The organism is Micromonospora maris AB-18-032, from assembly GCF_000204155.1.
Classification (GTDB): domain Bacteria; phylum Actinomycetota; class Actinomycetes; order Mycobacteriales; family Micromonosporaceae; genus Micromonospora; species Micromonospora gifhornensis.
The window spans coordinates 1747568-1760620 of the sequence record NC_015434.1; the positions used below are offsets into that span (position 1 = coordinate 1747568).

General features: G+C 71.6%; 7 protein-coding genes. 5 read left to right on the forward strand and 2 right to left on the reverse strand.

Annotated elements, in window-relative coordinates; all coding sequences use genetic code 11:
• Nucleotides 1-116 precede the first annotated feature (116 nt).
• From VAB18032_RS08085 to dxs, 3 genes are all read left to right on the forward strand, one after another.
• Nucleotides 117-2219, forward strand: coding sequence for an APC family permease (locus tag VAB18032_RS08085; protein WP_043723439.1), 2103 nt, complete (start codon nt 117-119; stop codon nt 2217-2219).
• Nucleotides 2216-3484, forward strand: coding sequence for a class I SAM-dependent RNA methyltransferase (locus VAB18032_RS08090; protein ID WP_013732309.1), 1269 nt, complete (start codon nt 2216-2218; stop codon nt 3482-3484). The genes VAB18032_RS08085 and VAB18032_RS08090 overlap by 4 nt, the downstream gene beginning before the upstream one ends.
• Nucleotides 3485-3583: 99 nt before the next feature.
• Nucleotides 3584-5536: a 1-deoxy-D-xylulose-5-phosphate synthase gene (gene dxs / locus VAB18032_RS08095; protein WP_013732310.1), complete on the forward strand. Its 1953-nt coding sequence runs from the start codon at nt 3584-3586 to the stop codon at nt 5534-5536.
• A 487-nt stretch (nt 5537-6023) separates the two neighbouring features.
• Here the strand turns inward: dxs and VAB18032_RS08100 are convergent, their stop codons facing one another.
• Nucleotides 6024-7199: a hypothetical protein gene (locus VAB18032_RS08100; RefSeq protein WP_013732311.1), complete on the reverse strand. Its 1176-nt coding sequence runs from the start codon at nt 7197-7199 to the stop codon at nt 6024-6026.
• A gap of 393 nt (nt 7200-7592) precedes the next feature.
• On the opposite strand from VAB18032_RS08100, the gene VAB18032_RS08105 reads away from it, so the two are divergent.
• Nucleotides 7593-9311, forward strand: a complete 1719-nt coding sequence (locus tag VAB18032_RS08105; RefSeq protein WP_148272368.1) for a DUF6311 domain-containing protein — start codon at nt 7593-7595, stop codon at nt 9309-9311.
• Nucleotides 9311-11086: a DUF6311 domain-containing protein gene (locus VAB18032_RS08110; protein ID WP_050814712.1), complete on the forward strand. Its 1776-nt coding sequence runs from the start codon at nt 9311-9313 to the stop codon at nt 11084-11086. Before VAB18032_RS08105 ends, VAB18032_RS08110 begins: the two co-directional genes overlap by 1 nt.
• A 3-nt stretch (nt 11087-11089) precedes the next feature.
• Here the strand turns inward: VAB18032_RS08110 and VAB18032_RS08115 are convergent, their stop codons facing one another.
• Nucleotides 11090-13027: a DUF6311 domain-containing protein gene (locus VAB18032_RS08115; protein ID WP_050814567.1), complete on the reverse strand. Its 1938-nt coding sequence runs from the start codon at nt 13025-13027 to the stop codon at nt 11090-11092.
• Nucleotides 13028-13053: the final 26 nt, after the last annotated feature.

The following is a 13053-nucleotide window of genomic DNA, read 5'->3' on the forward strand; positions in this document are numbered from 1 at the left end:
CACGTCCTGACGCCAGGCGGGGACCGACGGTACTCCGCTCACGTTCGACACCCGCACCGACCTCAGCCCGGTCCAGGACGACGGGAGTGGCGACGTCAGCCGTACGCTTGGCGACCGTGGCCCGAACCCTGCTGAAGCGGCTGCTCGTCGGTCGACCGTTCCGGTCCGACCGGCTCAAGCACACCCTCCTGCCGAAGCGCATCGCCCTGCCCGTATTCGCCTCGGACGCGTTGTCCAGCGTCGCGTACGCGCCGGACGAGATCCTGCTGATGCTCTCCATCGCGGGCGCCTCGGCCTTCGTCTTCTCGCCGTGGGTGGCCCTCGGGGTCGTCGTGGTGATGCTGACCGTGGTGGCCAGCTACCGGCAGAACGTGCACGCCTACCCCTCCGGCGGTGGCGACTACGAGGTGGCCACCGTCAACCTGGGCCCCCGCGCCGGGGTCGGGGTGGCCAGCGCGCTGCTTGTCGACTACGTGCTGACCGTCGCCGTGTCGGTCTCCTCCGGGGTGGCCAACCTCGGCTCGGTGATCCCGTTCGTCGCCACCCACAAGGTGCTCATCGCGGTCAGCGCCGTGATCCTGCTGACCGCGGTCAACCTGCGCGGGCTCAAGGAGGCGGGCAGCGCCTTCGCCATCCCCACCTACGGGTTCATGATCGTGATCGTCGGCATGATCCTGACCGGGCTGGTCCGCATCGTGGTGCTCGGTGAGGACCTGCGGGCGCCCAGCGCCGACCTGGTCATCGCCGCCGAATGGCACGACACCACCGGCTGGGCCATGGCGTTCCTGCTGCTGCGCAGCTTCTCCTCCGGCTGCGCCGCGCTCACCGGAGTGGAGGCGATCTCCAACGGCGTACCGGCGTTCAAGGCGCCCAAGAGCCGCAACGCCGCCACCACGCTGCTGATGCTCGGCCTGGTCTCGGTGACCATGCTGGTCGGCATCATCTGGCTGGCCCGGCTCACCGGGCTGCAGTTCGTCGAGGACCCGAGCCAGCAGATCGTCGCCGGCCCCGAGGGGTACGTGCAGAAGACGGTCACCGCCCAGCTCGGCGAGACGATCTTCGGCTCCGGCTCGGTGCTGCTGTTCCTGGTCGTCGGGGTGACCGCCACGATCCTGTTCGTGGCCGCCAACACCGCTTTCACCGGCTTCCCGGTCCTCGGCTCGATCCTCGCCCAGGACCGCTACCTGCCCCGCCAACTGCACACCCGAGGCGACCGGCTGGCCTTCTCCAACGGCATCCTCTTCCTGGCCGCCTTCGCGATCGTGCTGATCGTCGGGTTCCAGGCCGAGGTGACCAAGCTGATCCAGCTCTACATCGTGGGGGTCTTCGTCTCGTTCACCCTCTCCCAGGCCGGCATGATCCGGCACTGGAACCGGCGCCTGCGTACCGAGCGGGATCCGCAGGTGCGTCGCCGGATGCTCCGGTCCCGGGCGATCAACACCTTCGGCATGGCGATGACCGGCGCGGTGCTGGTCATCGTGCTGATCACCAAGTTCCTGCTGGGCGCCTGGATCGCCATCGTCGCGATGGGCGTGATCTACCTGCTGATGCTGGCCATCCGCCGGCACTACGACCGGGTCGCCGTCGAGCTGGCACCGGACGACGGGCGGCCGGTGCTGCCGGCCCGCAACCACGCCATCGTGCTGGTCAGCAAGCTGCACCAGCCGACCCTGCGGGCCGTGGCGTACGCCCAGGCCACCCGGCCGGACACGCTGACCGCGGTGACCGTCAACGTGGACGACGTCGACACCCGGCAGTTGCAGACCGAGTGGGAACGTCGGGACGTGCCGATCCCACTGACGGTGATCGACTCGCCGTACCGGGAGATCACCCGACCGATCCTGAACTACGTGGCCGGGGTCCGCCGGGACTCGCCGCGCGACGTGGTCACGGTCTTCATCCCCGAGTACGTCGTCGGGCGCTGGTGGGAGAACCTGCTGCACAACCAGAGCGCACTGCGGCTCAAGGGTCGGCTGCTGTTCGAGCCGGGGGTGATGGTCACCAGCGTGCCGTGGCAGCTCGCCTCGACCGCCGGCAAGGACCTCGACCGGATGGACGCCACCCTGGGGCGGGGGCCGGTGCGGGGTCCCCGGGCGGTGCCCCGCAGCATCCTTCCGCCGAGCATCGCGCCGGTGGACCCCACGCCGATGAACCCCGTGCCGGTGGACCCCGCGCCGTCCGGGCCGGGCCAGCAGTCGTCGAACGGAGAGACGCGGTGAACGAGGTGACCCTCCCGGTGCAGCAGTCCGAGGCGGCCGATGGTCGCGGTGGGTTGACCGAGGCCGAGCAGGTCGAGTTGACCGTGGCGGCTGTCGCCCCCGGCGGGCACTGCGTGGCCCGGGTGGACGGGCAGGTGGTCTTCGTCCGGCACGCGCTGCCCGGCGAACGGGTGGTGGCTGAGGTCACCGAGGTGCATCGCGGTTTCGTCCGAGCCGACGCGGTACGGGTGCTGGAGCCCTCGCCGGACCGGGTCGAGCCACCCTGCCCGTACGCCCGGCCGGGGCGCTGTGGTGGCTGCGACCTGCAACATGTCGCGGTGCCCGCCCAGCTGCGCTGGAAGACCGACGTGGTGCGGGAGCAACTGATCCGCCTCGGCGGCCTCGACGAGGCCGGGTGCGACGCGCTGAACGTACGGGTCGAGACGCTGCCCGGCGGTCCGCTCGGCTGGCGGTCCCGGGTCCGCTACGCCGTCGACGCGGCGGGCCGGGCGGGTCTGCTCAAGCACCGCTCGCACGAGGTGGTGCCGGTCGACCGGTGCCTGATCGCCCACCCGGCCATTCAGGACCAGCCGGTGCTCACCTCCAGCGGCACCCGGTGGCCCGCCGACGACGCGGTGGAGGTGGTCGCCTCCACCGGCGGCGACGTGACGGTGACGGCCTCGACGGCGGGGCGTACCCGGCGGGTCAGCGGACCGGAGCGGGTCCGGGAGTTGGCTGCGGACCGGGAGTGGCACCTGCCCGCCTCGTCGTTCTGGCAGGTCCATCCCGCGGCTGCGGACACCCTGGTCGCCGCCGTGCTGGAGCTGACCGGGCCGAAGCCGGGGGAACGGGCCTGGGACCTCTACGGCGGGGCCGGGCTGTTCGCCGCGGCGCTGGCCGAGCGGGTCGGCGAGAGCGGCCGGGTCACCCTCGTCGAGGCGGCCGGCGACGGTGTGGCCGCCGCCCGGGAGAACCTGCGCGACCTGGCCCAGGTGGAGGTGGTGGCGGCCCGGGTGGAGACGGCATTGGCTCGCCGCCGGATCACCGGACCGGTCGACGTGGTGGTGCTCGACCCGCCGCGTTCGGGTGCCGGAGCGCGGGTGGTGCGCGACGTGGTCGCCGCCGGGCCCCGGGCGGTGGCGTACGTGGCCTGCGACCCGGCCGCCTTCGCCCGCGACCTGCGGGTCTTCACCGATCTCGGGTGGCGGCTGGCCGCCTTGCGTGGGTACGACCTGTTTCCGATGACCCAGCACGTGGAGCTGGTCGGGCTGCTGTTGCCGGCGTGAACACCGCCTGTTCCCGGGTGTGGCGCTGACCTCGTGCTCAGCCTCCCCGGTCCGGTGACCGGGCTGCGAGGTGGGCGAAGGCCGATAGACTCTGCGGTCATGAGTGCTGAAGAGGACACGGCCAACCACGGCCGGCTGCTGGCCAGGGTGCACGGTCCGCAGGACGTCCGGCGGATGTCGGGCACCGAGCTGGACAACCTCGCCGCCGAGATCCGTGACTTCCTGGTCGCCAAGGTGTCGCGCACCGGCGGGCACATCGGCCCCAACCTGGGAGTGGTGGAACTCACCCTGGCCCTGCACCGGGTCTTCGACTCTCCCCGTGACCGGCTGCTGTTCGACACCGGCCACCAGGCGTACGTTCACAAGATCATCACCGGTCGGCAGGACGGGTTCGACCAGTTGCGCCAGCGCGGCGGGCTCTCCGGCTACCCGAGCCGGGCCGAGAGCGAGCACGACATCATCGAGAACTCGCACGCCTCCACCGCCCTGTCGTACGCCGACGGGCTGGCCAAGGCGTACGCGCTGCGCGGCGAGGCCCGCAGCGTGGTGGCAGTGGTCGGCGACGGGGCGCTGACCGGCGGCATGTGCTGGGAGGCGCTGAACAACATCGCCGCCGCCGGCAACCCCCTGGTCATCGTGGTCAACGACAACGGCCGCTCGTACGCGCCGACCATCGGCGGCCTCGCCGACCACCTGTCGACCCTGCGGCTGAACCCCGGCTACGAGAAGGTCCTCGACGCGGTCAAGGACGCACTCGGCTCGACCCCGCTGGTCGGCAAGCCGATGTACGAGGTGCTGCACGCGGTCAAGCGGGGCATCAAGGACGCGGTCGCCCCGCAGGCGATGTTCGAGGACCTCGGCATCAAGTACGTCGGCCCGGTCGACGGGCACGACGTGGCCGCGGTCGAGACGGCGCTGCGCGCCGCGAAGAACTTCGGCGGCCCGGTGATCGTGCACGCGGTGACCCGCAAGGGCTACGGCTACCGCCCCGCCGAGGAGGACGAGGCGGACTGCTTCCACGGCCCCGGCGCCTTCGACATCGCCACCGGCAAGGCCACCGCCGCGCCGACGGTGAAGTGGACGAACGTCTTCGCCGACGAGCTGGTCAAGATCGCCGACGAGCGGCCCGACGTGGTGGGCATCACCGCCGCGATGGCCGAGCCCACCGGCATCGCGAAGCTGGCCCGCAAGTACCCGGAGCGCACCTACGACGTGGGCATCGCCGAGCAGCACGCGGCCACCTCCGCGGCCGGTCTGGCGCTCGGTGGGCTGCACCCGGTGGTGGCGGTCTACGCGACCTTCCTCAACCGGGCCTTCGACCAGGTCCTGCTGGACGTGGCGATGCACAAGCTGCCGGTCACCTTCGTGCTGGACCGGGCCGGCATCACCGGTCCCGACGGGCCCAGCCACTACGGCATCTGGGACATGTCAGTTTTCGGGGTGGTGCCCGGCCTGCGGATGGCTGCCCCCCGTGACGCCGCCACCCTGCGCGAGGAGTTGCGCGAGGCGGTCGCCGTCGACGACGGCCCGACCGTGGTGCGTTACCCCACCGGCGCGGTCGCCGCCGACCTGCCCGCCGTGCGCCGGGTCGGCACCGTGGACGTGTTGACCGAGTCGGAGCGGGCGGACGTGCTGCTGGTCGCCGTCGGCTCCTTCGGGCAGCTGGGCATGGAGGTCGCCACCCGGCTTGCCGAGCAGGGCTACGGGGTCACCGTGGTCGACCCGCGCTGGGTCCGCCCCGTCCCGGCCGAGCTCGTCGAGTTGGCCGCCGGGCACCGGCTGGTCGTCACCGTCGAGGACGGCGTACGCATCGGCGGCGTCGGTGACGCCCTCGCCCAGGCCATGCGTGACGCCGACGTCCAGGTACCGCTGCGCGACCTGGGCGTGCCGGCCGACTGGCACCCGCACGGCTCGCGTGCTCAGATCCTCGCCGACCTCGGCCTGACCGCCCAGGACGTCGCCCGCGACGTCACCGGCTGGATCTCCCGCCTGGACACCCAGACCGTGGAGCCTCTCCCGGTGCCCACCAACAACACCCCCACCCACAACTGATCCACGCCGATCGACCAAGCTGCCCAGCTCGATCGACTCGTCGCGTAGGTGGACCGGCCCCGGTGACCTCCCCGGGGCCGGTCCACCCGTAAATCTCCAGGCCCGTTCTCCGCGCCCCTTCTCCGCGTCTGCCTGTTTACCAGCGCACCGTGCAGGCGTCGTCGCGCGAAGGGAAGTCGGACCGATAACAGCGCGTGTGACCTGGGCAGTCGCCCATACCCCTGCGCGGCCCCTTTGCTCTGCTTCAACCCACGCAACGGTTTACCCTGCGTGTTTGGCGCATGGCAACGGATGCTTATCCCGATCTCTGTTTGCACAGCTCAGGACCTATTGCGTGGGTTGAAGCAGAGCAAAGGGCGGGGGAGGGGTGCCGGGGGTCGGTTATCCCTTGTGACGTTCGGTGACGGGAGCGGTGGTCAAGGTCAGTCACTGGCAGTGACTTCCGGCGGCGATTGACCGGCGTCGGTCGGGTGGCCGGAGCGGCGGGTCAGCGGCGGGCGGGGCCTGCGGTGCGGTAGTGGGTCTTGTCGTCGGCGGCGAGGCTGAAGGTCTGGCGGCGCTCGGGCAGCGGTGCCACGACCAGGCCGGGGCGGTCGACCAGGCGGGTCGTGCCGGGTGGGACCGACAGGGTGGTGTCCTTGGTGGACCGCCAGCTGAGCACGACCAGTGGTTGCCCGGGCACCGGCAGTTCGTAGACCTGCAACGGACTGGTCCGGTCGGCGGGTGAGTAGACCAGCGGGGTGTCGTCGGCCGGTCGGTAGACCACGGCGCTCATCGTGCCGTCGGCGGTCTCCCAGGTCAGTTGCTCCAGCTCGGCCGGTTCGCCTCCGTCGAGGGCCACCTCGCCGAGGGTACGGACGGCCACCTTCGCCATGGGCCAGGAGGCCGGTACCGAGTCGGGGGTGTCTCGGTCCCCCACGCGTCGGGTGACGCTGCCGAAGGGACCGTCCTTGTCGGCCAATTGGCAGGTGTCGAGGCCGGTCAGCGCCCGCCGGCCCGAGCCGCTCTCGTCGCGGACCAGGGGGTACCGCGGTGCGGCGATGCCGGTGCCGAGGTCGAGCAGCCGGTCGGCGGCGCGGCCCCGAGGCAGCGACGTGGTGGAGCGCAGGGTGGCGGTCACCGTCACGGCACGGCATTCCGGCACGTCGACCGGGTCGGTGAGACCGTCGGTGGCGGACAGGATCCGGCCGTTCGGCCCGACCAGGCGGCGGACCCGTTCGGAGGTGAAGTAGCGCCGGCCGTCGGCCGCCTGCACCGGCAGCACGTCGGAGTAGACCAGGTAGCCGGGGTCGGTGTACTCGGTGGCGTGGGTGACCCGGTATCCGTCGCCGTCACCTGTCAGTTGCAGCAGCCAGGAGGCGGCCTGGCCGGGCACCGAGGCGGCGACCAGGGCCAGCGGCGTACCGTCGACCTGGCCGGAGTAGAGGATGCCGGACGACGGTACGTGCACCCGATCGTCGATCGGGGAGCGCCAGTCTCGTACGGCCCGGGTTGCTGCGGCCGTCGCGGCCGGATCCTCGGCCAGGGAGCCGCGCGGGGGCCAGACGGTCAGCGAACCGTCCAGGCTGTCGTAGCCGACCCGCAGGTCCTGCGGGCGGCGCTCGGCCACCGGGCCGCAGGCGGAGACGGCGACCAGCAGTGCCGACAGGCTGGTGGCCGTCAAGCCGCGCCAGCGGACTGGACCCACCTGTTACGCCCCCGATCGCGTCGGTCGTCGTTTCGGAGGGCAATAGTACGAGATGTCACGCCCATGCTCTTCTCCGCCTCACGCTGCGTCGCATCGGCATACATCGACCACAGGGGAGGGCCCGTCAACTTGGGCGCTATTTCCCTACTCGGGTAGACTCCGCCGACTGTGACGCCTGCCGAGACCCGCGCCGCAATCCCGCCGAAAACCGACGTCACTTCAGACTTGCCAGCCGAGCCCATCACTGAGCGTGAAGATGGGCAAGGTTCCGTTGTATCCGACTCTACTGTGGACAGTGAGGTGGCCGGCGGCGGGTCGGACCAGGCGTACGCCACCCCGAAGCGGCGGTTCCGATGGACCCCCCGTCGGATGGATCTCGCCGTCTTCGGCGGGTTCCTGCTCGTCGCGGTCTGGGTGACCAGTCAGATCTGGGCGGACCCGGCCGGCCGGGTCGCGTCGCTCTACAGCAGTGACCCGGCGCAGGTGCAGTTCTTCCTCGCCCACTCGGTGCGGGTGGTGCTGCACGGGGAGTTCCCGTTCTTCACGGAGCAGTTCAACTATCCGGACGGGGTCAACCTGATGGCCAACACGGCCATCCTCGCGCTGGGCATCCCGATGGTGCCGGTGACGCTGCTGTTCGGGCCGGCGGTCACGTTCGTGGTGCTTGTCACCCTCGCCCTCGCCGGCACCGCCTCGGCCTGGTACCACGTGCTGTCCCGGCACGTGGTGAGCAACCGGCTGGCGGCCGTGGTGGGCGGCTGGTTCTGCGGCTTCTCACCGGCGATGCTCTCCCACGCCAGCTGGCATCCGAACATCATCAGCCAGTTCCTGCTGCCGTTCATCGTCTGGCGGGTCATGGTGATCACCCGGTCGACCCGGCCGTACCGGGACGGGGCGCTGCTGGCGCTGCTGGTCACCGCGCAGGCGTTCATCAACGAGGAGATCCTGCTGTTCACCGCGATGGGCTGCGGGATCTTCCTGATCGCGGTGGTCGTCCAGCGTCCCGCGCTCTGGTCGGCGGCCTGGCGGCCGCTGGGCAAGGCGGTGGCCACCTGCACGGTGATCGCCGGTGCGCTGCTGGCGTACCCGCTGTACATCCAGTTCGCCGGGCCGATGGCGTACCACGGGCTCAGCGACGCGGTGCGTGACTACGGCAACGACATCGCCGCCTACCTCGCTCCCGGGTCGCCGACCATCGGCGGCAACCAGCGGGCCAACGTCAACCTCGCGCCGAACTACTCCGAGGAGAATGCCTTCTTCGGCTGGAGCCTGGCGCTGATCGCCGTGGGGATCGTGCTGTGGCTGCGGCGGGAGGTGCTGGTCCGGGCGTTGGCGGCCACCGCCGGGTTCTACGCCGTACTCTCCCTCGGCGAACGCATCACCTGGTGGGACCGGGAACTGATGGTCGGACCGTGGGAGTGGCTGGTCCGACTGCCGCTGCTGGACGCCGTCGTACCGACCCGGTTCGGCATGATCACCAGCGTGGTGGTGGCGATCCTGCTGGCCCTGGCCATCGAACGCAGCCGGACGCTGCCGCTGGACCCGCGCACCCTGCGTACGCTCACCGCCGGTGGGCTGGTCCTCGCCCTGCTGCCGATCGCGCCCATGCCGCTGCCGATGACCACCCGGCCACCCGTGCCGGATTTCATCACCTCCGACCGCTGGCGCGCCTACGTCGGGCCGGATCAGACGCTGGTGCCGATCCCGGTGCCGAACATGGGCAACACCCACGGCATGCGCTGGGCCGCCGCCACCAACCTCGACTTCAAGATGCCGGGCGGGTACTTCCTCGCCCCGCGCAACGGCAACACCGGCGACCCGGGTCGGTTCGGCGGTCGACCCAGCGGCATCGGCCGGCTGCTGGAGGAGGTCGCGACGACCGGGCGTACGCCTGAACTGAACGACCGCCAGCGGCGCCGCTCCCTCGACGAGTTGCGGCACTGGCGGGCGGCGGTCCTGGTGCTGCCGGTGAGTCAGCCGCACTCGGAGCCGCTGCGGCAGACCGTCGAGCAACTCGTCGGCCCGGCCCGCCAGGAACTGGACGTCTGGGTGTGGGACGTACGGGCGTTGACCGACCGGACGGCCTGATGCCGGTCGGCACAGCCGAACGTCCCGTCCAGGCCACCACCCGCCGCCGGTTGCGGGTTCCCCGTACCCCGGATGCTGCGGTGGTGGCCGGATACCTGGCGGTGGCGGCGTGGCTGACCAGCCGCCAGTGGGGCCGCCCGGACCGGCTGTTCCACCAGGCCGGGGACCAGATCCTCTTCGAGTGGATGCTGGCCCGCGCCGCCCGGGCCGTGACGGGAGTCGAGAATCCGCTGTGGAGCGACGCGCTCAACGTTCCCGGCGGGGTCAACCTGATGGCCAACACCTCCGTGCTCGGGCTGGGTGTGCCGCTGACCCCGGTCACCCTGCTGTTCGGCTCGCAGACGGCCTTCGTGGTGGCGGTGGTCGGCTGCCTCGCCGGCACCGCCACCGCCTGGTACGTGCTGCTGCGCCGGCGGCTGGTCCGCTCCCGGGTGGCTGCCGCGATCGGTGGGCTGATCTGCGGGTTCGCCCCCGGAATGGTCGCCCAGGCCGGGGCGCACCTGCACATGGCCGCCCAGTTCCTGGTGCCGGTGATCCTGGCGTTGGTGTTCCGTGCCGAACCCGCCGGCCGGGTGTGGCGGTACGGGCTGCTGCTCGGGCTGGCCGTCACCTACCAGGTCTTCCTCGGTGAGGAACTGCTGCTCTTCGTGGCGCTGGCGGCCGGGGTGTTCGCGCTCGGGTACGCGCTCGCCGACCGGGCGGCGGCCCGCCGACTCGCCCCCGGGCTCGCCGCCCGGATCGGGATCGGCGCGGTGGTGGCAGCAGTGCTGCTGGCGTACCCGCTGTGGTTCCAGTTCTTCGGCCCCGGCCACTACCGGGGGATGCCGTTCTACGCGCACGCCTACCAGCTCGACGTGGCGTCCTTTCCGGCCCTGGCCCGGCAGACCGTGCTCGGGGACGGCCGGTCGAGCGCCCTGCTGGCACCCAACCCCACCGAGGAGAACTCCTTCTTCGGGCCGGGACTGCTGGTGCTGGCCGTGCTCGCCACCGCCTGGCTCTGGCGTCGGCCACTGGTGCGGGCGCTGGCCGGGTGCGGGGTGGTCTTCGCCCTGCTCTCCCTCGGCACCCCGGTACGCCTCGACGCGGAGGTCACCGAGCTGGCCGGGCCGTACCGGCTGATCTCGGGGTTGCCGTTGCTCGACCACGTGGTGCCGGCCCGGTTCGCGCTGGTCTGCGTACCGGTGCTGGGGATGCTGGTGGCGCTGGCCGCGGACCGGGTCGCCCGGCAGTGGGCCGCCACCCGGTCGGCGGTGCGGCTGCTCTGGGCCGGTGCGCTCGCCGCCGCCCTGCTGCCGTTGACGCCGACTCCGATCCGGACCGTGTCGGTCTGGCCGGTGCCGGCGTTCGTCGCCGACGGCACCTGGCGGGCGTACGTGCCGGCCGGGCGGACGCTGGTGGCGGTGCCGCCGGTCACCAACCACGGCCGCAGCCCGGCGATGCTCTGGTCGGCCCGGACCGGGCTGGCGTTCACCGCACCGGGTGGCTTCTTCATCGGCCCGAAGGCCGCGGACGATCCGACGGCCCGCTGGGGTGCCCCGGACCGCCCCACCTCGGCGCTGCTGCGCCGGGTGGCCGACACCGGTGAGCTGCCGTCGATCACCGATGCGGACCGTCGGCAGGCGGTGGCGGACCTGCGGCACTGGCGGGCGGCGGTGGTGGTGCAGGGCGAACTGCGTCACGGCGACGCGGTACGTCGTACCGTCGAGGCGTTGCTCGGGCCGTCCCGCCCGATCGACGGCGCACTCGTCTGGGACGTCCGCCCGCTGGTCGGCTGACCGCTACACCCGGTCGCGGACGTCCCAGAGCCAGACGTCGTCGATGCGCTGCGGCTCGCCGAGCAGGGCGGTCATCAGCTCCCGCAGCACGGCCTCCCTGGGGTGGGCGCCGAGGACCACCACCGAGGCCCGCCAGAAGCGCAGATCCTCGACCGCCCGTTGGCGGTCCTCGTCGGTCAGTTCGGGCAGTTCGCCGGTGTCCATGCTGCGGTAGATCAGCGTGCTGGTGTGCCGGTTCGGTGCGCCGAAGACACCCTCGCCGTCGAGGTTGGGGCCGATGAAGTAGCCGGCCGGGATCGGGAACTGGTGCTGGGTCAGCGCGCTCCAGCGCAGCGTGGACAGCCCGTGCACGTTGCTGGGGATGGGCACCGGCACCAGGGTCCGACCGTCCGGCACGTACGGCCGCCAGGCGCCGGAGGTGATGAAGGTCGGTGGCGGATCGACTCGCTCGGCCGGCAGCGGGGTGGGGATCAGCGGCAGTACGGCAAGCGTGATCGCCGCGTACCCGACGGCCTGCTGCCAACGCGGTCGCCGCCCCAGGCCCGCCGACTCCGAGCTGCTCGCCGGCTCCGAGACGCCCGCCGAGCCCTCCGCGGGATGCGGGGCGCGTGGGGCCGGTACCGGCGGTCGGCCGTGCCCGGCCACCGCGTCCCAGGCCAGCGCGAGCAGGACACCGAGCGCGGCCGTGGTCACCAGGGTCAGCCGGGTCGGCATCATCATCTCGACCAGCGGCAGGTCCTCCGGGATGTACGACCACGGTCCGCCGATGCCGGTCAGCTCGCCGTTGAACCGGATCTCCGGGCCGAGCGCCGCCACGGAGAAGAACACCACAAGCACCGCCAGGATGCGGGCCACCATGCAGCGGCGGACCAGCAACGCCAGCGCCACCACGCAGACCAGCACCAGCGGCCAACCGAACCAGGTGTTCTGCTCGGTCATGCCGATGGTCTTCTCCACCGCCTCGGTGCCGGCGATGGTGTCGCGGGGGAAGGTGACGAAGGCGACAATGTCCTCGCCCCAGCTGTGGAACACCCCGCCCTGCAAGCCCCGGTAGGACTGCGGGCCGTTGAACTGGAACCAGATCGGATACGCCGTCAGCAGCAGGGCCAGCCCGCCGCCGACACCCAGCCCGGCGGCGAACGTGCCGGCCCGCTGCCGCGCCGCCCGAGGCCGCATGATCGCGTACGCGATCACGACGACCAGGCAGGCCAGCGCGGTGAGCAGCAGCATCTCCTCGTTGATGAAGATCTGGTATGCCACCAGCAGCCCCAGCACCAGCCCGTTGCGCCGCCACCGACCCGGCTCGGTCAGCCGGAACACCCGCACCACGATCAGCGGGAGCAGGAAGTTGGAGACGAAGTTGGGCTGGCCGTTGGCGTGGTGCACGATGCCCGGGGCGAAGCCGAGGAACCCGCCACCGATGAAGGCCGCCGCCCGCGAGCGCACCAGGTGCCGCGACAGCATCCAGTACGCGGTGCCGGCCGTGGCGGCCAGCGCACCGCCCAGGTAGAGCGCGTACACCACCTGGGGGCCGAGCAGCCAGGTCAACGGGGCCAACGGCAGGGTCACCCCGAGCAGCGAGGTGTTGGCCATCATGTTCACCCCGTCGGGGGCGTTCTGCTGTGTGCTGAACAGCGGGTTCTCCAGGTTGCGCAGCGAGTACGCGCCGTGCGAGAACAGCCACTCGAACCAACTGTGGTCGGTGGGCAGGTGCGAGGAGACCCGGTTGTTGACGTCCACCCAGTAGTTGAGGCAGACGACGACACCGAGCAGCACGTAGGCTCCGATGGCCAGCACGTCGACACGGGCCGGCCGGCGCCGAGGTCGCCCTGTGGATTGCGTCTCGACGGTCGGGGAGACGGGATTCAGCGAGGGATTTACCACCGGCACAGCCACGACGGGCCATCGTACAGGCGGGCTCTTGGGGCTTTTGGCACCCATAGGGTGCGTACCGGATGTGTTGCGGG

What these genes read in the sequence shown, in the direction of transcription:
- dxs (WP_013732310.1), top strand. Translation starts at nt 3,584, where the DNA reads ATGAGTGCTGAAGAGGACACGGCCAACCACGGCCGGCTGCTGGCCAGG.
- VAB18032_RS08105 (WP_148272368.1), top strand. Translation starts at nt 7,593, where the DNA reads ATGGATCTCGCCGTCTTCGGCGGGTTCCTGCTCGTCGCGGTCTGGGTG.
- VAB18032_RS08110 (WP_050814712.1), top strand. Translation starts at nt 9,311, where the DNA reads ATGCCGGTCGGCACAGCCGAACGTCCCGTCCAGGCCACCACCCGCCGC.
- VAB18032_RS08115 (WP_050814567.1), bottom strand. Translation starts at nt 13,027, where the DNA reads ATGGGTGCCAAAAGCCCCAAGAGCCCGCCTGTACGATGGCCCGTCGTG.